General features: G+C 65.0%; 22 protein-coding genes. 10 read left to right on the top strand and 12 right to left on the bottom strand.

Features of this window, described 5'->3' with window-relative positions:
* Positions 1–10: 10 nt before the first annotated feature.
* The 3 genes from HYR72_03250 to HYR72_03240 all read right to left on the bottom strand — a co-directional run bounded on the left by HYR72_03250 (position 11) and on the right by HYR72_03240 (position 1257).
* Positions 11–403: a DUF4440 domain-containing protein gene (locus HYR72_03250; protein ID MBI1813974.1), complete on the bottom strand. Its 393-nt coding sequence runs from the start codon at positions 401–403 to the stop codon at positions 11–13.
* Between the two features lie 2 nt (positions 404–405).
* The gene (locus HYR72_03245) at positions 406–900 is read right to left on the bottom strand and encodes a nuclear transport factor 2 family protein (GenBank protein ID MBI1813973.1); all 495 of its coding nucleotides are present in this window, start codon (positions 898–900) and stop codon (positions 406–408) included.
* 63 nt (positions 901–963) lie between these two features.
* Positions 964–1257: a hypothetical protein gene (locus tag HYR72_03240; GenBank protein MBI1813972.1), complete on the bottom strand. Its 294-nt coding sequence runs from the start codon at positions 1255–1257 to the stop codon at positions 964–966.
* A gap of 450 nt (positions 1258–1707) precedes the next feature.
* Here HYR72_03240 and HYR72_03235 point away from each other — a divergent pair, with 450 nt between their 5' ends.
* A complete protein-coding gene (locus HYR72_03235) occupies positions 1708–2634 on the top strand; it encodes a formamidopyrimidine-DNA glycosylase (protein MBI1813971.1) in 927 nt (308 codons plus the stop codon).
* 35 nt (positions 2635–2669) lie between these two features.
* On the opposite strand, the gene glgX is transcribed toward HYR72_03235, so the two are convergent.
* The 3 genes from glgX to HYR72_03220 all read right to left on the bottom strand — a co-directional run bounded on the left by glgX (position 2670) and on the right by HYR72_03220 (position 6739).
* Complete coding sequence (gene glgX / locus HYR72_03230) at positions 2670–4778, bottom strand: glycogen debranching protein GlgX (protein ID MBI1813970.1); 2109 nt, start codon at positions 4776–4778, stop codon at positions 2670–2672.
* A 264-nt stretch (positions 4779–5042) separates the two neighbouring features.
* Positions 5043–5657 carry a GNAT family N-acetyltransferase gene (locus tag HYR72_03225; protein ID MBI1813969.1) on the bottom strand — a complete coding sequence of 205 codons (615 nt, stop codon included), beginning with the start codon at positions 5655–5657 and terminating at the stop codon, positions 5043–5045.
* Between the two features lie 323 nt (positions 5658–5980).
* Positions 5981–6739 (bottom strand): class I SAM-dependent methyltransferase, encoded by a 759-nt coding sequence (locus HYR72_03220; GenBank protein ID MBI1813968.1) that lies wholly within the window; start codon positions 6737–6739, stop codon positions 5981–5983.
* A gap of 160 nt (positions 6740–6899) precedes the next feature.
* Between HYR72_03220 and HYR72_03215 the strand changes: the two genes are divergently transcribed.
* Positions 6900–7955, top strand: coding sequence for a transglycosylase SLT domain-containing protein (locus HYR72_03215; GenBank protein MBI1813967.1), 1056 nt, complete (start codon positions 6900–6902; stop codon positions 7953–7955).
* Between the two features lie 10 nt (positions 7956–7965).
* On the opposite strand, the gene HYR72_03210 is transcribed toward HYR72_03215, so the two are convergent.
* Positions 7966–9918 carry a S9 family peptidase gene (locus HYR72_03210; protein ID MBI1813966.1) on the bottom strand — a complete coding sequence of 651 codons (1953 nt, stop codon included), beginning with the start codon at positions 9916–9918 and terminating at the stop codon, positions 7966–7968.
* A gap of 10 nt (positions 9919–9928) precedes the next feature.
* Positions 9929–10771: an SDR family oxidoreductase gene (locus HYR72_03205; protein MBI1813965.1), complete on the bottom strand. Its 843-nt coding sequence runs from the start codon at positions 10769–10771 to the stop codon at positions 9929–9931.
* Positions 10772–11025: 254 nt separating this feature from the next.
* Here HYR72_03205 and HYR72_03200 point away from each other — a divergent pair, with 254 nt between their 5' ends.
* The 6 genes from HYR72_03200 to HYR72_03175 all read left to right on the top strand — a co-directional run bounded on the left by HYR72_03200 (position 11026) and on the right by HYR72_03175 (position 18486).
* Positions 11026–11685 (top strand): protein-L-isoaspartate(D-aspartate) O-methyltransferase, encoded by a 660-nt coding sequence (locus HYR72_03200; GenBank protein ID MBI1813964.1) that lies wholly within the window; start codon positions 11026–11028, stop codon positions 11683–11685.
* A gap of 74 nt (positions 11686–11759) precedes the next feature.
* The gene (locus tag HYR72_03195; protein ID MBI1813963.1) at positions 11760–12470 is read left to right on the top strand and encodes a LysM peptidoglycan-binding domain-containing M23 family metallopeptidase; all 711 of its coding nucleotides are present in this window, start codon (positions 11760–11762) and stop codon (positions 12468–12470) included.
* 37 nt (positions 12471–12507) lie between these two features.
* Positions 12508–13113, top strand: coding sequence for an adenine phosphoribosyltransferase (locus HYR72_03190; GenBank protein MBI1813962.1), 606 nt, complete (start codon positions 12508–12510; stop codon positions 13111–13113).
* 45 nt (positions 13114–13158) lie between these two features.
* Positions 13159–14034, top strand: a complete 876-nt coding sequence (locus HYR72_03185; GenBank protein ID MBI1813961.1) for a cation transporter — start codon at positions 13159–13161, stop codon at positions 14032–14034.
* 260 nt (positions 14035–14294) lie between these two features.
* Entirely contained in the window at positions 14295–15695 is a 1401-nt protein-coding gene (locus tag HYR72_03180) for a class II fumarate hydratase (protein ID MBI1813960.1), read from the top strand.
* Between the two features lie 94 nt (positions 15696–15789).
* Positions 15790–18486 carry a VCBS repeat-containing protein gene (locus HYR72_03175; GenBank protein MBI1813959.1) on the top strand — a complete coding sequence of 899 codons (2697 nt, stop codon included), beginning with the start codon at positions 15790–15792 and terminating at the stop codon, positions 18484–18486.
* On the opposite strand, the gene HYR72_03170 is transcribed toward HYR72_03175, so the two are convergent.
* The 4 genes from HYR72_03170 to HYR72_03155 are packed head-to-tail and all read right to left on the bottom strand — an operon-like array spanning position 18409 to position 22749.
* The gene (locus tag HYR72_03170) at positions 18409–19893 is read right to left on the bottom strand and encodes a PQQ-binding-like beta-propeller repeat protein (protein MBI1813958.1); all 1485 of its coding nucleotides are present in this window, start codon (positions 19891–19893) and stop codon (positions 18409–18411) included. The genes HYR72_03175 and HYR72_03170 overlap by 78 nt on opposite strands.
* Positions 19890–21404, bottom strand: a complete 1515-nt coding sequence (locus tag HYR72_03165) for a PQQ-binding-like beta-propeller repeat protein (protein MBI1813957.1) — start codon at positions 21402–21404, stop codon at positions 19890–19892. The genes HYR72_03170 and HYR72_03165 overlap by 4 nt, the downstream gene beginning before the upstream one ends.
* 32 nt (positions 21405–21436) lie before the next feature.
* Positions 21437–22009, bottom strand: a complete 573-nt coding sequence (locus HYR72_03160) for a class I SAM-dependent methyltransferase (GenBank protein MBI1813956.1) — start codon at positions 22007–22009, stop codon at positions 21437–21439.
* Between the two features lie 2 nt (positions 22010–22011).
* Positions 22012–22749, bottom strand: coding sequence for a ComF family protein (locus HYR72_03155; protein ID MBI1813955.1), 738 nt, complete (start codon positions 22747–22749; stop codon positions 22012–22014).
* A 31-nt stretch (positions 22750–22780) separates the two neighbouring features.
* Here HYR72_03155 and HYR72_03150 point away from each other — a divergent pair, with 31 nt between their 5' ends.
* Together HYR72_03150 and HYR72_03145 are read left to right on the top strand one after the other, a co-directional pair.
* Positions 22781–23164, top strand: a complete 384-nt coding sequence (locus HYR72_03150; protein ID MBI1813954.1) for a hypothetical protein — start codon at positions 22781–22783, stop codon at positions 23162–23164.
* Between the two features lie 43 nt (positions 23165–23207).
* A complete protein-coding gene (locus HYR72_03145; GenBank protein MBI1813953.1) occupies positions 23208–23381 on the top strand; it encodes a hypothetical protein in 174 nt (57 codons plus the stop codon).
* The last annotated feature ends 18 nt before the right edge of the window (positions 23382–23399 follow it).

Genomic DNA, 23399 nt, shown 5'->3' with positions numbered 1-23399 from the left:
TCGGTGCACGTTATGTCTGGTTCGACTGTGCCTGATTCGACGGAGTGCCCTGATGAAAGAGCATTTGCCAGCGTCCGTCCATCAGCTTCCAAATGGAGCTTCGCAACGAGGACGTTGGTGACTCGCCGGATGCGTCGTCTCGAATGGCGCGGTAGGTTGCCAACACCACGCCCGGCGCCAGCACGGAGGTCTTGAAGTCCGCCAGCGATCTGCGCGTCGGCGACTCGGCCTGCAGCGCCGCGATGATCTGCTGCTTGTCGAACACTCGACCCGAGCTGCCAAACTCGACGAACTCGTCCGCCAGCAGCGCGGACAACTTCTCCGCGGACCAGCGCACGTCAGGTCGAAGGAGTTGCTCTTCGAGCTGGCGAAGATGCTGCTCGATGGATGGCTCTGCACGCATGACTATGGGGCGGGAGCATCCACAGGCCGATGCGCGCCATGCAGCTCCGGCGAGCCGTCGCTGCGCAGGACGAACTGCGTAATGCCGCAAATGCGCCAACCCTCGACGACGCGGACGAACTCGTAGCGGTAGAAGCCATAGGTGTGAAAGAAGCGCGGATCGGCCTGCTCCACCGGCCAGCGGTGAATGATGAAGTCGCAGCGGCAGCACGCCCGCTCGCCCGTGACTTCGACCAAGTGGTTGAAGCTGAGGTGCTGCGTGCGCAGACCAGCCAAGCCAACCTGTCGCAGTCGCACGAACTCATCGGCGGCAAGCCGCGCCGGCGGCGTGCCGCGAAAGCGCGAGTAGTCGGTGTCGAGCGCGTCGGCCAGGCATGCGCGCAACGCCGGCCAGTCCTGCTCGTCGAAGGCGCAGCACATCCGCGACACGGTATCGATGACAGCTTGGCGGTCGAGGAGACCCTGCATGGTGGAGTCGGGTTGGCGTCTTCGCATCATTCACACCCCGCAGTCTCCGACGTCACACAGCGCCAACGCATCGGTTTGCTAGAGCGCTCTCGTTCATGGGGTTGATGCGATCACCTTAACCGCGCCCTGTGTTTGTGGGACGTGACCCTTGAGATTCGACTCGCGCCAAATCTCGAACTCCGATTCGCGCAGGCCGGACGGCTCCTGCGTCCAGGACTTCTGTCGCAGGTACACCCAAACGTATTCTCGCATGAACCCGGCCCCCGCAACTCGCGACAGATCGTCGAAGTAGGCCAAATCCAACTCGGGATCGTGTTGCTGGAGGCGGTGATACGTCTTGAGCGTCTCATCGCGTGCCTGAACTTCTTGGTCAAAAGTTGGGATCACCACGGTCTCTTCGCTCCCACATACATTCGTTGGTCCCGCATGCTGGGCCCGGTACATGAGATAGGCGAGCCAGATAGCTCGTTCTCGGTCGGGGGTTGAACTATTCCAATCGATGACGAACCTACACGACTGCGGCTTGCGTGCGGTGGCCGTACAGCCGAGCAGCATTCCAGCCAAGCCTATGAAAGTGATCCATCGCAAAGGCCCGCACCTAACTTTGATTTGAGCGCAACAGCGATATTGGCAAGCCGCACTGGTATCCGTAGGTCAGCACGCCTGAGCGCATGCTTGCTCATACATCTGGGTCAGCGGTGGATTCAAGCGGATTGGAAACGCATCCAAATGTGCTGTCGTCTCGAGTTGTTGACGAGCGCCTCTCGGCAGGGCCAGCGCTGCAAGCGCGGCCCTGCGATTTGAAAGACTACCCGTGATTGTGATGTGAGAGCAGCGATGCCCGAGTTGCCTGACGTCGAAATGTATTGCTCAGCCCTGCGGCCACGCATCGTGGGACTGCCGCTGGAGCGCGTGCGCTTGGCGAGTCCGTTTGTGCTGCGCTCGGTCGATCCGCCGATCAAGGAGGTCGAGGGAAGACTAGTCGGTGCGGTCGACCGGCTCGGCAAGCGGATCGTGCTGACTCTCGGCGGTGATCTCTTCCTTGTCTTTCATCTGATGATCGCCGGCCGCTTTCGTTGGGGACGACGCGGTGCCAAACCGCCCGGACGTATCGGACTCGCCGCCTTCGACTTTCCGACCGGCGCGCTGCTGCTGACCGAGGCGAGTCCAAAGAAACGCGCATCGTTGCACCTCGTGCGCGGTAGAGCGGAGCTGGCCGCGCACGATCCCGGCGGTCTCGAAGTCCTCGAGTGCGATGCGGCCGCCTTTCGTGTTGCGCTGCTCGACGGCAATCACACGCTCAAGCGCGTGCTCACCGATCCCCACCGCTTCAGCGGGATCGGCAATGCGTACTCGGATGAGATCTTGCACGCGGCGCGCCTGTCGCCGATCAAGCTGACGAGCCAACTCAGTGACGACGACATCGGTCGTCTGTTTGCGGCGACCCGCGGCGTCCTGCAGCGGTGGACCGCCACGCTGCGCGAGCAGTTCAAGGATCGGTTTCCCGGGGCTGGCGATGTTACTGCGTTTCGCGACGATTTCGCGGTACACGGCCGCTATCGCCAACCCTGCCCGGCGTGCGGCGCCACGGTGCAGCGCATTCGCTACGCGGAAAACGAAACCAACTACTGTCCGGGTTGTCAGACGGAAGGGCGATTGCTCGCCGACCGCTCGCTGTCGCGGCTGCTCAAGTCCGACTGGCCGCGTACGATCGAAGAGTGGGAAGCGCTGCGCGGCCGCAGTCGTGCAAACAATCCGGCGTGAGCTTGCGGGCGACGCATGCGTCGCCCCTACGAGAATCACCTGCTGCGCAGGACGACGCACGTGCGGGCGTTGACTAAGTAGCCATTTGTAGTGTCGAGACGGAACTCCTGACCGGGCTCGGCGATGTCGGCGGGACTCGGCTGCGCGGTGTCGATGACGCGGACCCAATGCTGTCCGGCTGGTGGCGGTGGCAGCTCGAAGGTGAGGGCATCGCGCCATGCGTTGCAGGCAAGATAGATGTCGCAATCCGTGGGGGTCGCGTGCTCGCCGGCGAGGTGCATCGCCAGGGCGCAGGACGCATCGCCCCAGTCGGGCTTGTCGAGGTGCACGCCGTGCCAGGCGACGTCCGGACGCGGATGCGCGACAGTCCCCTCTCCGGTGAGGAACTCGGTGCGCCGCAGCACCGCATGGGCGCGGCGGAAGGCGATCAGCATCTTGGCGAAGCGGAACAGATCGCGATGTTGTTCGAGCAAACGCCAGTCAATCCAACCGATCTCGTTGTCCTGGCAGTACGCGTTGTTGTTGCCGCGCTGGGTGCGGCTGAACTCGTCGCCGGCGAGCAGCATCGGCGTGCCCTGTGCGAGCAGCAGCAGGGTGAGGAAGTTGAGCTGTTGGCGATGGCGCAGAGCGATGACCGCGGGATCGCGGCTGGGACCTTCGGCGCCGTTGTTGGAACTGAAGTCGGCGTCACTGCCATCGTGGTTGTTCTCGCCGTTGGCGTGGTTGTGTTTGCGATCGTAGGCGACCAGATCGGCGAGCGTGAACCCGTCGTGGCAGGTGATGAAATTGATCGAGTGGCACGGGCGGCGGCCGGAGTGGTCGAATAGATCGGAGCTGCCGGCCAAACGCGTGGCGAGTTGGCTGGTGAAACCGGCGTCGCCGCGCACGAAGCGGCGAACGTCGTCGCGGAACGGCCCGTTCCATTCGGCCCAGCGATCGCCGGCCGCAAAGCTGCCGACTTGATAGAGCCCGGCGGCGTCCCACGCCTCGGCGATCAGGGTGACGTTGGCCAACACCGGGTCGCCCGCGATGCGTTCGAGCAAGGGCGGATTGGCGAGCACTTCGCCGTGCTGGCCCCGCCCCAAGATGGACGCGAGATCGAAGCGGAAGCCGTCGATGTGCATCTCCAACACCCAGTAGCGTAGCGCGTCGATGATCAGATCGCGGACGACCGGATGGTTGCAGTTCAGCGTGTTGCCGCAGCCGGAATAGTTGAGGTACTCGCCCGTGGCCGGATCGAGCATGTAGTAGGTGCAGTTGTCGAGTCCGCGGAAGCTCACCGTGCGGTCGGTCCGCTCGCCGGTGTGATTGAAGACCACGTCGAGAATCACCTCGAGCCCGGCGCGATGCAGCTCGCGCACCATGCGTTTGAACTCGCGCACCTGTTCGCCATCGCGGCCGGCACTGGCATACGCCGCCTTGGGCGCGAAGAACCCGATCGGGCTGTAGCCCCAGAAGTTTTTCAGCGGCTGTCCCGTTGTCGGATCGACGCGTGTCAGTTCGTTCTCGTCGAACTCGTACACCGGTAGAAGTTCGATGGTCGTCACACCGAGTTCAAGGAAATAGGGGATCTTCTCGATCAAGCCGAGATACGTTCCGGGATGTTTCGCACCCGCGGACTCGTGCTGCGTCAGTCCGCGCACGTGCACTTCGTAGATCACTTTGTCGGGGAGGGGGATGCACGGCGGCCGCACCGACTCCCAATCGAACTCGTCATGCACATAGAGGGAACGCCGTTCGGCACCGTTGCTACCGTCCGCTTGACCGGCCCGCGAATACACGGTGCCCCACTGGCTGCCGCCGGTGATCGCGCGCGCGTAGGGATCGATCAGCACGCGCGAGCGATCGAAACAATGAAATCGGTCCTGCGCCACTGGTTGGCGGTCGGCGCGCCAGCCGTAGCGGACAGTGGCATTGAGACCGCGGATCTCCGAATGCCACACGTCGCCGGTGCGGTTGAAAGTCGCATCCAGGGGGAATTCAATCAGTGACTCGTGCTGACCGGACGCATACAGCACCAGCGTGATCGCGGTAGCGTGACGCGAGAACACCGCGAAGTTGAAGCCGTGGCGGGTTTCACTGACTCCCAACGGCAGTGGCCGCCCCGCCGCGATTTCAAACTCCGAGTCGGTGACGTCGAGCATGGTCGGTGTGTCGCGGCTCGGGGTGCCGTTCCGTTTGCGCGACATGGCCATAGTCTAGTGGCAAACGGCGCTTTGTACAAAATGGCCCTCGATACGTTCGCTTCGCGATCTACTCGGGCAAATGGGTCTTGAGCTACTCAGAGAAAAATTCCGCCTTCCCGAGTAGCCGCAGTGAGTAGAAGCCGAAGGCTTCGTATCCAAGGGCGGCGTATCGAGGGCGCCTTGTTGGGAAGCCGGCAAACGGCGGCACGCCGAGGCGCGCAGCTACTTCGTGATGGCGTAGCAGAGCGCGTCGCGTGGTTCGGGGCTAAGGTTGGGATGAACGACAGCGCGGCGCAGGGTACCCTCGCGCAGCATGCCCGCCTTCTCCAGCACGCGTGCCGAGGCCACGTTGTCGATGTCACACGTCGCCCACACGCGATAGATGCCGGGCAGGGCGATGGCGGCGTCGATGACGGCACGCAGGGCCTCGGTCATGTAGCCCTTGTTCCACTCGGCGCGCGCGAGCACGTAACCGATCTCGGCGGCGTGCTCCGCCATTCGCAAGTCGATCATGCCGATCGGACCGGAACTGCCGTGGAGAGTGATGACCCAAGGGAACTGCGAGCCGGCGCTCCAAGCCGCCATGGATCGACGGATGAAGTCCCCGACCTCGCTCACCGATTGCTTGGGGGTCCAGACGAGGTAGCGCGTGACATCCGGATCGCGCGTGTAGGCGTGGAAGATGGCCGCCGCATCGTCAAGGCGCGGCGGCCGCAGCAGAAGGCGCGCGGTGCGAATGATCTCAGGTGGACGCGCCGCTGTGGCGTTGGCAATCACGGCGTCGGCTTCGATCTCCACTAGGATCTCGGGCGAGATGAAACGGCGCACTTCGACCATGCTAGTGGCGGGTCGAACGCTGCCGAAACCTTCGCTGTGAGCGCGCCCGATGTGTTCCCAGTCATCGATGTTGACGACGTACATGCGGGTGCGGACGACGTCGGTGAGGCGCGCGCCGGCGCGCAGCAACGCCGACTCGATGTTCTTGAGCGTCTGCACTGCCTGTGCGTACGGATCGCCGACGCCGACGATCTCACCGTCGGCGTCGGTCGCGGTGGTGCCGGAGACGTAGACACAGTCGCCGACGCGCACCGCGCGTGAGTAGCCGACGATGGGCTCCCACCGCGTATCGCTAGCGATGTTGTGGCGCGGCACGCTCGATCCTACTGCGCGGCGAGCAAGACGTAGTGGTGATCGAGATGGGGTTCGCCGTTGACCTCGGCCAGATTGAGCGCGGCGCGTTGCGGCGCAGTCAGTTGAGCCAGTAGTGCATCGATCCGACGGCCGTTCGCAGCCGAAACCCCGGCGGTGAATGCGCTCAGCGGACGATGCTTGCGGTACGGTTCAACGACGTCGACGGTGAAGTCGGCCGCGGCGAGCATCTGCTGCCATTCGGTGACGCGATATTCGCGGACGTGCGACTCGTCGTGGTGGCGATCGAGTTGGTTCATGCACGCATCGACGAAATTGTCCTCGGGCACGCTGCGGTCGTCGATGACCAGTCGGCCGCCGCGGCGGAGCACGCGGCGCATCTCGCGCAGCGCCCGCGCGATGTCGGAAAAATGGTGCGCCGCGCGGCGGCACGTGACCAGATCGAAAGAGCCGTCGTCGAATGGGAGGTGGTGAACATCGGCCGGACGGAAGCTGACGTTGGTGATGGAGCGCTGCGCACGCAGCATGGCGGCTTCGGCGAGCATCTCCGGCGTCAGGTCGGTGCCGATGACCGAGCGTACATGCGGTGCCAGCGCGAAAGCGGTGTGACCGGTGCCCGTCGCGATGTCCAACGCCGTCCATTCAGGCTGTGGGGTGCTCAGCTCGACGACGCGAGAGAGGACTTGCGGATCGGTGTGGGACACGCTGGTGGTATAGAGCGCGGCGCGTTCGCCGAAGATTCGCTGGGCGGCTTGTTCGTGGGTCTCCATCGGATTCGTCGATCCCTCCGTCGAACGAGTTGCACGATACTCTGCCACAGGCGCAGCGCAAACGCGCGTCGAAGTCCACGTCCGTTGCAACGCAAGATGGCCTTTTGCTGGTCGCAAATGATCGCTACGATGCAGCGGCGGAAAGTCGAGTGGGGTAGTCATGGGTGGGGTGGAGTCCGTAGACAAGAAGAAACGACCGATGCGTCGGCGCCGCCGTCGCCGGCGACGCAGCGGCTGGCAGTCGTTGCTTCGCAACGTGCTCGAAGCGGTCGCGTTGCTCGCGGCCGGTCTGATCGGCGTGATCACTGCCGTTGGGCGCGCGGCTGATCGATTCACGGGCAGTGGCGTATGGACTCACTTGCTGCCGTTTGCGGGGGCCGTGTTGCTGCTCGCGGTCGGGACGGCCGTGGTGCTGGGTGTATGGCTGGTCGTGCGTGCTTGGCTGGCGCGGTGGTTCACGCCCGCGCCGCTGATTCTTGCATTCGCGATTGCAGGAGGTGCGGGATGGTTCGCAACGCTGCCGGTGTTCGATCTGGAACTCGTTCATCTGCGCACGCTGATCGGCGGCAGCGCGGACGCGGAGCGTCGGGCGATCGCCCATCAGGTGTTCGCCGCCTATCGCCGCGGCGATCGGGTCGAGGTGCAGCGCATGCTGGAGCGAGCGCGTGGCTATGAGGGCATCATCCACGCTGCCGCGGAGGCCTTTGGACTCGATCCGGAGGTGTTGATCGGTCTCGCAGCAACCGAGTCGTCATTCGAACCGCGCGACAGCGCGGATGGCGGCCGCGGTCTGCTTCAGATCACGGCGGTGCCGGAGGACGCGACCCGGGACGTGCAGCATCGTCTCGGCGTGGCGCAGGTCGACCTGCGCGATGCGCGACAGAACGCGTGGCTGGCCGCCGCCACGATGCGGCGCTACCTCGACGATATGCAGGGCGATCTCTTTCTCGGCCTGTTGGCGTACAACATTGGCCCGCACAACGGCGGCTTGCGCGCGATCATGGAGCAATACGGCGCACGCGACTTCGTTACGATTCAGCCGTACCTGCAACACTTGCCGCGCGACTACCCGGTGCGCGTGCTGGCCAACGCGTTGGCGGCGCGCGTGTGGCGTCGCGAGGGACGCTTGCCGGCGTATGAAGAAGGCAACAACGCCGCGCGAATTCAACGGCTTGGCATCCCGGGATTGGAATCGATCGCAGTTACTGATCACTGAGACCGCGGCACTACAGATTCTCGATCGCGACCGGTTCGATCGCATCGGCGAGGACGAACTGAAATACACGGGAGTAAAAGTACAGCTCGGCCTCGAGCGCGCGCTTGATGTGTTCGGCGCGGCGAAAGCCGTGGCCTTCGCCCGCAAAGGGCACGTAGGCGACGGGCAGATGTTTGGCGCGCAGGGCAGCCACCATCGCTTCGGCTTGATTGGGCGGGACGACCTTGTCGTCGAGCCCTTGGAAGAAAATCACGGGACAGGAGAGACGATCGGTGAAGTGAATCGGCGAGCGCGCATGATAGAGATCGCGGCGGCCAGGGTAGGGACCAATCAACCGCTCTTCGTAGCGCGACTCGAATTTGTGCGTGTCGTGCGCCAACGCTTCGAGATCACCGATGCCGTAGTAGCTCGCGCCCGCCTTGAACAGATTGCGGAACGTCAGCGCGCACAACGTGGTGTAGCCGCCGGCACTGCTGCCGCGAATGGCAAGGCGGTCGGGATCGACGAGGCCGTGCTCGATCAGGTCGCACGCGCCGTTGACGCAATCATCGACATCGACCACTCCCCATTGGCCATTGAGTCGCCGGCGATAGGCGCGTCCGTAGCCGGTGCTGCCGCGGTAGTTGACGTCGAGCACGGCCAGGCCGCGACTGGTCCAGTATTGAACGGAGAGATTCAGCGCGGTCGATGCCGCTCCGGTCGGACCGCCGTGGCTGATGACCAGCAGCGGCGGCTGCTCGCCGTCGGGCGCCGTGTAGTCGCGATTGCGGGGCGGATAGAAGAAGGCGTGCGCTGTCTCGCCGTTGGTGGTTGCAAACGTGATCGGCTGCGGCGACGCGAAGTAGGCTGCATCGACATCGACGGTGCTGGCGCAGCGGATGATCTCTCGCCCGCCGTCGACGAGATCGAGCCGCACGATCGACATCGGTTCCGTCGGCGACCCAGCGCAGAACACCGCATGGTGCCCGGCGCCTTCCGCAACACGGATCGAGCTGATCTCCGTGTACGGCAACGCAATCGGCGTAAGCTCGCGCGAACGAGTGTCCAGTCGCGCCAGGTGCCAGCGACCTTCGCGCGCGTAGCTGCAGATGATGTGCGTGGCCGATTCGAAAGCGTAGGTCGACTGCCCGAAGGCCCATTGCGGCCGGCCGAACTCCGCAGCCATGTCGCAGAGTGCCTCGCTGTCGCGGCCATTCCAGCGGTAGAGGTTCCACCATCCGCTACGGTCAGAAACGAAATAGAGCGTGCCGTCGGGTGACCACTGCGGTTGGAAGATCGATTCATCCGCGCCGCCGGCGATGCGCTGCGCGTGCTGCAGCGCGCCGTCGCCGGCAATCTTGGCCAGCCACAGTTCTGTGCCATCCCACGGCATGTTGGGATGGTTCCACGTCAGCCACGCCAGTCGGGTGCGGTCGGGGCTCAGACGTGGGGCCGCGTAGAAATCATTGCCGGCCGTCAGCAGCGCCGGCGGCGTTCGCCCGGCGCTGTCGATACCGACGAGCATGTTGATCGCCTCATGGCCGGCGAGCGAGTGATCCTCGCGCACGCAAATGAGACGCGAGCGCTGGCGATCAAGTACGGCATCGGCGTAGCGGAACGCACCGTCCGGTGTGATCGGTCGCGGGGTGCGGTCGCGATCTTGGCGGTACAGGCGTTGGTCAGTGAAGTTTGCGAAAAATGTCACCCCGTCGGCGACCGTAAACGCGCCGCCGCCGTACTCGTGCACGCGGGTGCGCGCATTGAACGGGGGCGGCGTCACGTCGGCGATGATGCCGTCGGGCGTCCGGCGGACGATCACCGAGCGACCGCCCTCGGTTGGTCGTAGCTCGGTCCAGTAGATATCGTTGGCATCGATCGCAATCTGGCCGAGAGCGATCGTGCTCGCGACGATCACGTCGGCGGTGATCGGCGCTCGCCATGAACCGTAGGGGGCGATGCGAGGCTGGAGTGCGTGCGAGGACACGTGCAGAGGTCTATTGCGCAGTCGAGCCGCCGTCGACGACGAACACACCGCCGGTGGCGAACGACGAATCGTCGCAAGCGAGGAACAGCGCCATGCTGGCCAGTTCCTCCGGCCGTGCCAGTCGCTCCATCGGATTGCTGCGCGAGATAGCGGCGCGGTGCGCCGCCGGCACCATTTCGAGGATCGGCGTGTCGACGCCGCCGGGGGCGATGCAGTTCACACGCACGTGGTGTTTGGCGTACTCGAGCGCGGCGACCTTGGTGAGCTGAATCACGCCACCCTTCGACGCGCTGTAGCCGGCATAACCGCGGGCGCCAATCATGCCCGCGACCGATGCGGTGTTGATCACCGCGCCCCCGCCGCTCGTGAGCATCGCCGCGATGCCATACTTCATGCCGAGGAACACGCCCTTGAGGTTGACCGCGACGACGCGGTCGAAGTTCTCCTCGGTGTAGTCTGAGAACGCCGCGAACGGACCACCAATGCCGGCGTTGTTGAACAGCACATCGAGTCGCCCGAACTCCGTGACCGTGTCTCCGATCATCGCCTGGACTGATTCCGCGCGACTGACATCGACGGTGACTGCGGTGGCCTGGCCGCCCGACTGACTGATGCTTGCGACTGTTTCGTCGGCGCCCGCGCGATTGAGATCGGCGACCATCACGTGCGCGCCTTCGCGCGCGAACAGCACCGCCGACGCGCGCCCGATACCGGAGCCCGCGCCAGTGATGATCGCGATCTTGTTTGCCAGCTTGCCCGTTTTGTTGTCCTTTGGGTCGAGGCGGTATCTACCGCAACCCTGGTGATCGCACCAGCCCGCGGTGCGCCAGCGTAGTGTCTCACGATCGGGTATACAAATCGGCAGATGCAAACCTGGGAGGGCGAGGCTTCTGCCGAGCCGCACTGTGCAAACCAAACGGCTCGCCGGAAGGCTCGCCCTCCCGTTTCGGATACTACTCGGACGGGCGACGGTGCTCGTGACGTGTCCCCCAGGCCCGCCGAGTTACCACTCATCAGTCACGATTCACGACTCACGCGTCACGACTCGCGGGCCACGATTCACGAGGCCGTTTGCGAGCCCGCAGGGCCGATGGTAATCGTCAAGCCATGGCCAGCGCGAGCAACTACGCGGCTGAGCGGCGGCGCATGGTGAGCGAACAGATTGCGGCGCGCGGTATCCGCGACGCGCGGGTGCTGGCGGCGCTGGGGCGCGTGCCGCGGCATTGCTTCGTACCGCTGGCGCAACGTGCGCACGCCTACGAGGATCATCCGCTCCCGATCGGGCACAGTCAGACGATCTCGCAGCCGTACATGGTGGCGCTGATGACCGAAGTGGTCCGGCCGCAAGTCGGCGACCGCGTGCTCGAGGTTGGCACGGGCTCGGGCTACCAAGCTGCGGTGTTGGCGGAACTGGGTGCCGAGGTCTTCACGATCGAACGACACGCCGAATTGAGCCTGGCGGCGAAAGAAGCGTTGTTGGCGCTTGGCTACGGCGAGCGCGTCCACTTGCGCGTGGGTGACGGCGAACAGGGCTGGCCCGAGGCGGCGCCGTTCACCGCGATCGTTGTGACCGCGGCGGCGCGCCGGGTTCCGCGCGAGCTGCTGCAGCAGCTCGGTCCCGCCGGCTGTTTGGTGTTGCCCTTGGGCGAGGCCGAGTTGCAGGGCCTCGCCCGCATCCGGCGCAGCGCGACCGGGTGGGAGGAAGAGTACTTCGGCGAGTGCCGCTTCGTGCGGCTGGTAGGCGCCGACGGCTGGGACGAATCGTAGCGCGCGGGTGACGAACAGGTAAATGGAACGGCGCGCGTGGGCTCGGTGAAAAGCGCGCGCCTGAAGTGGTGGGTGTGGCTGACGGGGAACGGCAACGTAGGCTGTGGATCATTGGGGCGCTGGTGGTGCTGGTGGCGCTGGCAACCGCGTGCGGCCACAAGGTCTATCATCGGGTCCGCCCCGGCGACACGCTCTCTCGTATCAGCAAGGCGTACGGTGTGGGCGTGCAGCGCATAGCGCGCGCCAACCACGTGCGCGATCCGGCGCGCATCGAAGTTGGACAGCGCCTGTTGATTCCCGGCGCGACGCGCGAGCTGCCCGTGCACGTGATCACCCCAAGCGATATCAATACCGCGGTCCCGCATCACGGTGAATTTCCGCGCGGCGATGGCCGGCGCCCGTTCAATTGGCCCATCGACGCCGGCACCGTGAGTTCTGGATTCGGACCGCGCGGCAAACGCTTCCACGACGGCATCGACATCGCGGCGCCCATCGGCACCGTGGTGCTGGCCGCCGCCGATGGCGAAGTGATCTACGCCGACAAACTGTCGGGCTACGGCAACGTGATCATCATCCGCCACGCCGATGGCTACGCGACCGTGTACGCACACAACCGCGAGAATCGCACGCGTGAGGGTGCGCGCGTGCGGCGTGGCCAACTGATTGCGACCGTCGGCGACAGCGGACACACCACCGGCCCGAATCTCCACTTCGAAGTCCGCCAGGACAACATTGCGCGCAACCCGATCTACTTCCTCCCGCAACTGACCGCGAGCGCCAAGTAGAGATTGCGGAATGCGGATTGCGGAATGGGGTCGCGGAATGCGGACGGTGGTGTTGGTGAGTGGCGTTGGTATAAGGAAGACCACGACTCACGAGCACGAGCCACGAGCACGACACGGAGGCCCTGTGAACTTCCAATCGTTCATTCGCGACATTCCAAACTTCCCGAAGCCGGGGATCATCTTCAAGGACATCACGCCGCTGCTGGCCAACGCTGACGCGTTCCGCGCCGTCGTCGACCGGTTCGCGGCGCGCTATCGCGACCGCATCGACATGGTGTTGGGAGTGGAGTCACGCGGTTTCATTCTCGGTGCCGCGCTGGCATATGCGCTCGGGCGCGGACTAGCGATCGTCCGCAAGCCCGGCAAACTGCCGGCGCAGACGGTTGCGGCGGAATATGAGCTGGAATACGGCGCCGATCGCTTGGAAATTCATCGCGACGCCTTCGGCCATCCCTGCCGCGTCTTGCTCGTTGACGATCTGCTCGCCACTGGTGGCACCGCCGGTGCAGCGATTCAGTTGATCGAGCACCTCGGGGGTGAAGTCGTCGAGTGCGCGTTCATCATCGAGCTGAGTTTTCTCAACGGCCGCGACAAACTCGCCCCGCATGGCGTGTTCTCCCTGATTCAGTATGCCGCTGAGTGACCGACTGCCGACTGCCCCCTGCCGACTGCCCACTTCTTCCTGAGCATGCACCCCCGCGCCCACGATCAACATGCGCTCCGGCTAGCGGTCATCCTCACCGCCGCGCTGTTTCTGATCGAACTGGTCGGCGGCTATCTCACCAATAGCCTCGCTTTGTTGGCCGATGCCGCGCACATGTTCGCCGACGTGGCGGCGTTGCTGCTTGCGTTCTGGGCGCTGTGGATCAGCACCCGGCCGGCGAGCGATACCAAGACATTCGGCTACTATCGGGTCGAAATTCTCGCGGCGTTCATCAACGGGCTCTTCCTGTGGCTGGTCGTCTTCTACATCGGCTACGAAGCGTGGCAGCGCTATCATGCACCGCCGATCGTGAAGGCCGGGCCGATGATGGTCGTGGCAGCGGTCGGGCTGGTAGTGAACGTGGTGTGCGCGCGACTGCTACAGCCGCACGACGACAGTAGCCTCAATTTGCGCGGCGCGTTTCTGCACGTGTTGTCCGACCTGCTCGGATCGGTCGGTGCATTGGCGGCCGGGGCGGTCATGCTGACGACCGGTTGGTACGTTGCTGATCCACTGATCAGCGCCGGCATCGGCGTGCTGATCATCGGCAGTTCGTGGGGATTGATTCGCGATGCCGTCGACGTGTTGATGGAAGCGGTGCCGGCGCACGTCGACCTCGATGCGCTGCGGCGCGCGCTCAATGACGTGCCCGGCACGCTCGAAGTCCACGACCTGCACGTGTGGACGCTGACCACCGGGCGCGAAGCCTTGAGCGCCCACGCCGTAATCGACGGCGGCGCCGATCATGACGGCGTGCTCGACGCCATGCAACGCGTCTCCGCAGAGCGTTTCCACATCGATCACGTCACGATCCAGATCGAGCGCGTCAATCGGAAGGAATTCGAGCCGGTGCATTTCTGAGATCGCGAATCGTGGGTCGTGATTCGTGGGTCGGTCTCCCGGCTTAAGTCCGAAGGTTCGGCGTCGGCGGTCGCTCCGGTGTAGGGGCGACGCATGCGTCGCCCTCCGCGGCTCACCACCATAGATACACACCGGTCCCGAGTCACCCCAACGCCTCTCCCCAGCGATAAGCGGTGCGCAAGGAGCCATAAGCGCTGCCGCGCTCGCCAATTGCGCGCGTGTTTGGTACTCGCAAACCGTAACCACATGCGGAGGACCACATGGCTGATGAGTTTCGGATTGAGAAGGACAGCATGGGCGAAATGCGTGTGCCGGCGGCGGCGTACTATGGAGCGCAGACCGCGCGCGCGGTGGAGAATTTTCCAATCTCCGGCCTGCGCTTCTCGCGCCGGTTCATTCGCGCCCTCGGATTGATCAAGGTGGCTGCGGCCCGGGCCAACAAACAAGTCCGTCTGCTCGACGCCCGGCTTGCGCAAGCGATCGAGCAGGCTGCTCTCGAAGTCGCCGAGGGAAAGTTCGACGCCGAATTCGTCGTCGACATCTTTCAAACCGGCTCGGGTACCTCGACCAACATGAACGCGAACGAAGTGATCACGACGCGTGCGACGGAAATCCTCGGCGGTGCGCGCGGCGACAAGCCGCTCGTTCATCCCAACGACCACGTCAACATGGGGCAGAGCACCAACGACGTCTTCCCCACCGCCATTCACGTCGCGGCGATGGAAGCGGTCGAGCTGCACTTGCTGCCGGCCCTGCGCCACCTCGCGGCAGCCTTCGGGCAGAAGGCCGATGAGTTCAAGGATGTGGTGAAAGCCGGCCGTACGCACTTGCAGGATGCCGTGCCGGTCACCCTCGGACAGGAGTTCTCCGGCTACGCCAGCGTGGTGCGCCACGGGGTCGTGCGCGTGGAGAACACACGGCCGCACTTGTCCGAGCTGCCGATCGGCGGTACCGCGCTCGGCACCGGCCTCAATGCGCATCCCGAGTTTGCGACGCGCGTGGTCACTGAACTGCGCGGCCTCACCGGGCATCTGTTCAAGCGCGCCGACAATCCGTTCGAGGCGATGCAGAACAAGGACGCTTGCGTCGAGTTGTCGGGCGCCCTCAAGACGATCGCAGTCGGTCTGATGAAAATCGCCAACGATCTGCGCCTGCTCACGTCGGGCCCGCGCACCGGTTTTAATGAGATCGAGCTGCCCGCGACCCAGCCGGGCTCGAGCATCATGCCGGGCAAAGTGAATCCGGTGATCGCGGAGGCGGTCAACATGGTTGCGGCTCACGTCATCGGCAACGACACGACGATTGCCATCGCGGCCATGAACGGCAATCTGGATCTGAACGTGATGATGCCGGTCATCGCGCACAACCTGCTCGAAGGGATCGAGCTGCTCGGCTGCGCCGCGCAGGTGCTGGCTGACAAGTGCGTTCGCGGGATCGTCGCGAACGCGGCACAGTGCCGCAGCTACGGCGAGAACACCGCGTCGTTGGTTACCGCGGTTGCGCCGGTGATCGGCTACGACGCCGCCGCGAAGGTGTTCAAGAAGGCGCTGGCCGAGAACAAATCGCTACGTCAGGTCATTCTCGAAGAAGGACTGATGTCGCCCGAACGGTTAGACGAGATTTTGAACTTGAAGCATCTCACCGAAGGTGGGCGCGCCTGACGCGATCGTTCGCCGTCCGACGCGCTCGCCCGCGGTTTTCCTCCGCATCACTTTCCGATTGAAAAACCAGTGCGCGTGGCCGAAGGTGCGAAGCATGATGCTTCGGGACGTGATGGTTCGAGAATTGATGCGACGCGGCTTGATGCACCTGCGGGTGTTTCTGGTCTGCGCGCTTGTGTTGACCGTAGCGTCGTCGAGCGCGTCCGGGCAAACGCGCCCGACCAAGACGCCGCGACCGACGAAGACAGCGCGTAGTGCGACCGCGACGCCCACGCGCCCCGGCGTGCCGCCGCCAACGCCGACACGCACGCGGCAGACGTCTCGGACACCAACCTTCACGCCCACACCCCTGCCCAGCGAGCCGATCAGCTTTCGCGTGGCGGCGCGCTTCGCCGCCGGCGTTGCGCCGAACGCCATCGCCGCGGGCGATTTCGATGGCGACGGTAAGACCGATGCGATCGTGACGGCGAGTGGCGAAGCGGCGGTGCGCATCCTACCGGGCAAGGGTACGGGAGCGCTCGCGTCGGTACGCCCCGCAATTGCCGTCGATGCGAACCCGATCGCACTCGCCGTCGCCGACCTCGACGGCGATGGGCACCTCGACGTGGCGGTGGTGAGTACGACCGCAGCGAGTCTCACGGTGCTGTTCGGTCAAGATGGCTTCAGCTTCTCAGCGCCGCTCAAGCTTGCGGCCGGCAGTGCGCCAGTGGCGGTGGCTGCTACCAGAGGTCGCGTGGCGGTGGCCGACGAGGCAAGCGACGCGGTGTTGTTCTTCGACGTGACCGACGGGCGTCAGGTGACGGCGACCGGGTCGTACGCCGTTGGCCAAGGTCCCGTCGCCCTCGCGTTCACCGATTTGAACAACGACACGCGTCGCGATGTGGTGGTGGTGAATCGCGTCGGAAATTCCATCTCCGCGCTGATTGCGGATACCAGTGGTGGGTATGCGCAGGGCACGACAGTGGCGGTCGGCCGTGAACCAATCGCGCTGGCGGTCGGCGACGTGAATCTCGACGGCCGATCCGATGTGGCGGTCGCGAACTCGGCCGACAATAGCGTGACCGTGCTGCTCGGGGATGGCCGCGGCGGTTTGAGCCCGAAGCCGGCGCTCCCCACTGCTCCCAATCCGGTGGCACTGGCGATCGCGCGCGACAGTAGCAACGGGATGGAAGTGGTGAGCGGTGACGGCAAACCGGACCTGTTGGTGATCAACGCCGGGGCGAACAGCGTCACCCTATTCGAGGGCGGCGGCGACGGCACGTTCAGCCGCGCGAGTGAATTCGGTGTCGGCGTGGCGCCCGCTGGTTTCGCGCTTGGACAGTTCGATGCCGACGCCGATGGCGCGGTCGACATCGCAGTCACGAATCCCGATGTCGACGCGGTTACCGTGTTGCGCGGACATAAGGGCAGCGCGTTTATCGCGGCGCCGTTGTTCAATGTCCCCGATGGCGTCGTCGCGATCGCCGCGGGAGATGTGGACGGCGATGGTTTCGTCGATGCGGTGGTGGCTAACGAGAACGGCGACACGGTGTCTGTCCTGCGCGGCAACGGCCGCGGCAGTTTGCGCGCGCCGACCGCGCTGCCGGCCGGTCCGAATCCGAGTGCCGTGGTGGTGGGCGATTTCAACGGCGACCGGCACCTCGACATCGCTGTCGCCAATGGCGGCAATGCGCAAGTTTCAATTCTTCGCAATCAAACGGCCGGCAGCTTTAGCCCGCCGATCTCGGTGGCGCTGGCATCGCCAGCCGGCGAGTTGGCGGCGACGGATCTCAATGGCGACGGCATCAGTGACCTGCTGGTGGCGCAGCCGCTCACCAGCGGCTTGACGGTATTGCTGGGTCAGCACGATGGCAGCTTCAGCGCGCAGTCGCTGGATGCGGGTGGTACGGTCGTGGCGGTCGCGGGCGCAGACGTCAACCACGACGGGCATGCCGACGTGATCGCGGCGCGTACGAATCCGATTGCTCTGGTGACGTGGTTGAGCGACACGACGGGTACGCCGCAAACGGCGTCGACCACAACGCTCCAGGATGAACCGAGCGCCCTGGCCGTCGGCGATTTCGACGAAGATGGCTTGTTCGACGTTGCCGTGCTGAGCTCCGCTGCCGGCAAGGTGTCGATTTGGCGTGGCAGCGGCGACGGCAAGTTCACCAGCGGAGGACAGTTCACCGCGCCGTCAAGTCCGATCGCAATCGTCGTGGCCGACTTCAACTTCGACGGGCATCTCGATCTGGTGGTGGCAAGCGGCGACGGAGACCGGGTCGTGAGTTACGCCGGGACTGGCAGTGGTGGATTTGCGGAGGGTATGGACTTTCCGGTGGGTCACGGGCCGATCGCGTTGACGGCGATCAATCTGACATTGGACGGTTTGCCGGATGTGTTGGTCGCCGAAACCGACGGCGAGGACGTGCTGGTGCTGCGCAACACAACCCGTGTGCTCGCACCGGGCAACACACCGACGCCGACCGATACGGTTGGACCGGGAACGCCGACCCCGCCCCCACCGCCATCGCCGACGCCGAGCTTCACGCCGACGCAGACGGTGGGGCCTGGTACGCACACGCCGCTACCGCCGGCAACTGCAACGCCGCGACCGACGCGCACGCATCCGCCGAAGAACTCGGGTTCCGGCGGAGGTGGCTGCACCACTGTGCCCAGCCGCGCGGATGGCGCGGCGGTCGTGGTCCTGCTGTTGTATTGGAGCCGCCGCGGGCTACGGCGTGCCGATCGCGTAGACGCGACCGTCCGCGGCGCCGATGTAGACGGTGCCGTCGAGACCGATGGCCGGTGACGAGCGGCCGAGCGCGATCGGAACCGGGCCTTCCGTTCCGGGCACCGTGATCGCGACGTGCCAGACTTCGGTCAATTCAGTCCCGTCGTCGGTAACCTGGTAGACGTTGCCATCGTTGGAACCGAAGACAATCGCGTTGCCCGCGACGGCGATTGACGACTGAATCGGTCCGCCGGTCTGGAACGACCGCGTTGCGCCTGTGGTCGGGTCGAACGCGTACAGATTGCCATCGGTTGATCCGAGGTAGAGCACGCCGTTGGCGCCGAGCGCTGGCGACGAGACGTTGGGTAGCGGCCCTGGTTTCGTGAACGGCAGACTAAAGGAATCGCCGAACGCGGCCGCGCCGGACTCGGCATCGATCGCAAAGAGATGACCGCCGCCATCGAAGATGTAGACGGTGCCGGCGCGTGGATCGGTGGCGGTGGGCTGCAGTTCCAAGAGTGGTGCGGCGACAACCGGGTCGGATGCGATGAACGTCCAGCGGATGTGGCCGAGGCACCGATCGATGGCCCGCACCGCCGGATGCGGCCGCGACTCGGCAACATAGACCAGGCCGTGCGGCGCGGTGTCGCTGCTCACCGTGCAATTGGCAACCTGCGTGCCGGTGATGCCATCGGGACCCAGCGCGGGAGCGGCTTGAACGCTCCCTTCGCCCAGCGACCAGCGCGCGATACCGTTGGTGCAAACGGCGCCGCTGATTCCGCTCTGCGCCGAGATGAACGCGCCGACCATGGCGGTGCCGTCGGTTGCCAACGCCGGCGAGCTGGCGCTGTATCCGCCGACCGCGGCGGCGCGATCGAGAAAGCCGGTTGGAGTCAGGCGCAGCAATTGATTCAACGTCGTGTTGAAAAACGCCCGCCCGCTGGTGTCGACGGCCGGCGAGTTGGTGATGGCGCTGGCGGCGGTGGAGTATGAGAACACCAGACTTCCAGTGCCGCCGTCGAGGGCGTAGAAGCTGCCATCGGCCGCGCCGATGAAAACGCGTGCGGTGCAGGGCGCGGAATCGCTGCAGTCGGGGTTACCGGTGCAGGGCGTGCCCGAATTCGCGCACACATTGATCACCGCTGGTGAGGTGGCGAAGGGGCCTTTGCCCGACTCGTTGGCGGGCGGGAATTGCCAGAGTATTTGCCCAGTGTTCTCGCTCAAGGTGATGACATGGGGATCGTCCGCGGCGCGCCCGGTGTTGGCGTTGCCGGTATTGGCGTTGTCGTGACGGAACTTCGGCCATGGTGCGGCGTCGGGTAAGGTGCCGGGGGTTGGCGAGGTTCCCGGCGCGGGGGTCACAGCGGCGTCGCCAGCCAGTGGCAGGCCGTCGTTGGTGTTGCAACTCGGTGAGCCGCCGCCGCTCGTACACGCTCCCGCGAGCAGCGCCAACAGGGCGAGGGACAATCGCACGGTACTCTTCATGATGGGTTGTTGCTCGCCGAGCCGATCCGATAGATGCGGCCATCGTCGGAGCCGACGTAGATCGCGCCGTTGGAGTCGATGGCGATCGATGAACGGATCGGTCCGTTGGCCACGTGAATGAAGTCGGTGTTGAAACAGTCGGGTATCGGCGTCGGGGTTGCGTCTGGGGGCGGGGTCAAGGAAGAGAAGGGCAGCCGCACCGAGACATGGCCCGCGTCATCGCCGAACACCAAACAGCCGTCGGCGGATAGGGCTGGCGACGAGGTTGTCGGGGCCAGAGCGGACGTGATGCTGATGCCCGTGGCGAGTGCGCCCGTGCTTTCATCGATGGCGTAGAGTGAGCCATCACGGGCGAGCGCAAACACAAGGTTGCGGATCGTGGTGCTCAAGGTCGGGGTCGGTGTCGGACCACCGGGGGTTGGTGTTACCGGCGCGGTCGGCGGTGGCGTCGCGGTAGGAACGGGCAACCCGCTGCTGCCGAGCGCGAGCGAGGCGACCACCGCCTCGCCGTTTGGAATGCTGACCAGTGAGGTTTGGATGACATTCTGAAAACTGGCATCGGAACTGATGCCGACCACATAGCCGTCGGCAGTGCCGACGTAGATGGCGGCAGTGCCGCGCAACGGCGAGGCGGGAAACACTCCGGATAAATTGTGAAACTGATTCGGGCCGGCGTTGAAATCCAGCGTGCCGTCTAGGGCAACGGCATAGAGAAAGCCATCGGCGGCGGTGAAGTACAGCGGCCCGCCGGAGTCGACGGCAGGGGAGGACGTGATCGCGCCGCCCGCGGTGAAAGTCCACTTCAGCGAGCCGTCTTGATTGAGCGCATAGAGGCGCCCGTCGTTGGTGCCGAAGTAGATGCCGGTGATGATCTCTTCGTTCGAGTCGACGAGAAACGTTGGCGATGACAGGATCGGCGCCACGTCGGTCTCCGCGGTCGCAGGATATGCCCACAGGCAAACCCCGTAGGTATCCTTGTCTTGCACCGCGAAGAAATGCCCGGTCGTATCGCCAAAGTAGAGCACCTTGTCGTTCTGTTCGGTGAAGGTTGCGCCGGAACGGAGCGAAGTGAGGGCCGGCGACGATTGGATCGGACCGAACGGAATGGCCATGCTCGTATCTGGAGTTGGCGTGGGACCCGGCGTGAGTAGAGGTGCGCTGACCGCGCACGAGGTGAGGGACCACCGCAGCGTCAGATCGGGATTGAGCGCATACACTCCGCCGCCTTCGGTGGCGACGTAGACGACGTGATTGACACCGATGACCGGCGAGGAAGTGATAGCTCCGAGCGGAGTTGCGTCCGCCGGCGGGTAGGACGGGAACGATTCGGTCGTCGGCGTGATGCTCTTGTACGCGTCGCCGACGTTGCCGGAGGAGTCGCCGCTGTTGAGCGGGTCATGACGAAACTTGCCCCACGGTGAGATCGGGGTGGTTTGGGTCGTTCCGCCGCCCCCGCCGCTGCAGGCAACGAGGGTAAGACACAGGACAACGACCAATCCGCGGCGAATCATCTCGGGCTAGTTGTCAGAGAAGGCTTGAAAACTCAATCCCACCTGCGCGCCACGAGGCGGGCGAGAAACACGGGATCGCCTTCGTCTTCGCAGCGCCCTTCGCTGGCGCTGAGGATCTCGAAGTCGGCGAAACGCTCGGCGAGTTCGCCGTGCTGCAGCAGAAAATCAGGATTGGTCGGATGACCGATGGTGCGCTGATCGATGAGAAAAGCTTCGAAGATCACCACGCCACCCGGCCGCACCGCGGCTTTGAGTGACGGGATCAGCGTGCGCTGCAGAAAGCGGATATTGATGATCGCGGCGTAGTGGTTGCGCGGCAGCGGGAAGTCGTCGAGATCGGCCTGCACGAACTGCACGGGCAACCGCTGCGCGCGCGCAACCGTGGAGATTTGGTCAAGGGCCGGCAACGCGATGTCGATGGCGTGAACCGGATGACCGGCGCGCGCGAGGTAAAGCGTGTTACGGCCGGCGCCGGCGGCGATGTCGAGCACCGGCCCGGGCGGAATGCAGTGCTGGTGCCGAACCAGAAGCAGCGACGGCGGTTCCAACTCGCGCGCTGCGCGGTCGCGGTAGCGCGCTTCCCAGCGCTCGCGATCGGATCGCATGCTCAGCTCAGCACGGCGCGGGCGAGCACCAGCACATCGACGTGTGCGGCGCCGGCGCGGCGCAGCGTTCGACTGCACTCATCGGCGGTGGCGCCGGTGGTGTAGACGTCATCGATCAACAGAACGCGGCGGTCGCCAACGCGTGCCGGATCAGGCACACGAAAGGCCCGGGCGACGTTGCGTCGCCGGGCGGTATCGTCAAGTTCCACTTGCGGCGCCGTTGCGCGCACGCGCTCGAGGGCGAACGGATCGATCGACAACGTGGCGTGCCGCGCAAGCTGATGGGCCAGCAAGTGCGCCTGATTGAAACCCCGCCAGCGCAAGCGCGTCAGGTGCAGCGGCACAGGAATCAGCACGTCGTACTGCGTGAGGTCGAAGACGCAGTGCTCGGCCATGAGGTGGCCGAGGGTCGGCGCGAGGCTCGCGTCGGGCGCATACTTGTAGCGCTGCAGGGCGCGCTTCAGCGGTCCGGTATGCGAATCGGCCGCCGCGTACGTGGCGCACGCGCGCGCCAAGCCGAAGGTTGGGCGGCACGTCAGGCAGCGGTTGCAGAGGTGATCGGGGCCGGCGCCAGCGAAAGGATCGCCGCACACGGCACACAGCGGCGAGCGCGGCGGCTGGATATCATCCGCGCACGGGGCGCAGAAGCGTCGCGCCTGGTTGGTGCCGCGGCCGCAGCCGGGACACTTGGGCGGGTAGAGCAGATCGAGCGCGGGCGACCAGAAGGACACGGCCGCCATGCTACCAGGCCGGTTGCCCTGGGCAACTTTCGTGGCAGTCCTGTCGCTGCGGCCGTCGGCGCGCTACACTGCGCGAGTGCGCTGTCGGATATGTCACGAGCCCGCGGGATGGTTGCGCCGCCGCTGCGAGACGTGCGCGCAACTCGCCGGGGTTGTGGCCGCCAGCCGCGGCCTGGGCTTGAGCGAGACGCTCGACGCAATGATTGCAACCGGGGCGTCGCCGTCGCGGATCGAAGCGTTCTTGGCGCACGAGCCCGCCGGCGCCGGCACGATTCGCGATCAGATTGTGGCCGACATGACAAACCAATTGGCCCAGGCGCTGGGGCAAACACGCATACAAACGGCGGCCGAGGTGAAACGGTTGCGCGAGCGAGGCGCCTGGCAGGTGTTGGACAAGCGACCAGAGCAATTGTGAGGAAAGCGAAGGTCCTTCATAATAGGGCCGCGATGGAGCAACGATGAAGAAGTTCATGATGGGTTTCGTGCTCGGATTCGGACTCATGTATTGGTATCTCCAGAACGCGGATCGCGTGATGGCCGGGGCCGACACGTGGATGCAGAAGTCCGCCTCAGGGTATCGCGGCGATCGAGTCCACCAGGCTGCCGGCGAAGTGTTGGGCGACAAGAAGTAGCCCTGCACGACCGCTCGG

Source organism: Deltaproteobacteria bacterium, from assembly GCA_016178705.1.
In the GTDB taxonomy this organism is placed as follows: Bacteria; Desulfobacterota; Binatia; order HRBIN30; family JACQVA1; genus JACOST01.
This window is presented reverse-complemented; position numbering and strand designations above follow the sequence as displayed.

Bases quoted from the DNA above. Each gene is read 5' to 3' on its own strand.
- HYR72_03155 (MBI1813955.1), bottom strand. From the start codon at position 22,749: ATGGCGGCCGTGTCCTTCTGGTCGCCCGCGCTCGATCTGCTCTACCCG.
- HYR72_03215 (MBI1813967.1), top strand. From the start codon at position 6,900: ATGGGTGGGGTGGAGTCCGTAGACAAGAAGAAACGACCGATGCGTCGG.
- HYR72_03250 (MBI1813974.1), bottom strand. From the start codon at position 403: ATGCGTGCAGAGCCATCCATCGAGCAGCATCTTCGCCAGCTCGAAGAG.
- HYR72_03220 (MBI1813968.1), bottom strand. From the start codon at position 6,739: ATGGAGACCCACGAACAAGCCGCCCAGCGAATCTTCGGCGAACGCGCC.
- HYR72_03185 (MBI1813961.1), top strand. From the start codon at position 13,159: ATGCACCCCCGCGCCCACGATCAACATGCGCTCCGGCTAGCGGTCATC.
- HYR72_03245 (MBI1813973.1), bottom strand. From the start codon at position 900: ATGATGCGAAGACGCCAACCCGACTCCACCATGCAGGGTCTCCTCGAC.
- HYR72_03190 (MBI1813962.1), top strand. From the start codon at position 12,508: ATGCGGACGGTGGTGTTGGTGAGTGGCGTTGGTATAAGGAAGACCACG.
- HYR72_03170 (MBI1813958.1), bottom strand. From the start codon at position 19,893: ATGAAGAGTACCGTGCGATTGTCCCTCGCCCTGTTGGCGCTGCTCGCG.
- glgX (MBI1813970.1), bottom strand. From the start codon at position 4,778: ATGCTCGACGTCACCGACTCGGAGTTTGAAATCGCGGCGGGGCGGCCA.
- HYR72_03180 (MBI1813960.1), top strand. From the start codon at position 14,295: ATGGCTGATGAGTTTCGGATTGAGAAGGACAGCATGGGCGAAATGCGT.
- HYR72_03175 (MBI1813959.1), top strand. From the start codon at position 15,790: ATGATGCTTCGGGACGTGATGGTTCGAGAATTGATGCGACGCGGCTTG.
- HYR72_03200 (MBI1813964.1), top strand. From the start codon at position 11,026: ATGGCCAGCGCGAGCAACTACGCGGCTGAGCGGCGGCGCATGGTGAGC.
- HYR72_03145 (MBI1813953.1), top strand. From the start codon at position 23,208: ATGAAGAAGTTCATGATGGGTTTCGTGCTCGGATTCGGACTCATGTAT.
- HYR72_03160 (MBI1813956.1), bottom strand. From the start codon at position 22,009: ATGCGATCCGATCGCGAGCGCTGGGAAGCGCGCTACCGCGACCGCGCA.
- HYR72_03235 (MBI1813971.1), top strand. From the start codon at position 1,708: ATGCCCGAGTTGCCTGACGTCGAAATGTATTGCTCAGCCCTGCGGCCA.
- HYR72_03165 (MBI1813957.1), bottom strand. From the start codon at position 21,404: ATGATTCGCCGCGGATTGGTCGTTGTCCTGTGTCTTACCCTCGTTGCC.
- HYR72_03225 (MBI1813969.1), bottom strand. From the start codon at position 5,657: ATGGTCGAAGTGCGCCGTTTCATCTCGCCCGAGATCCTAGTGGAGATC.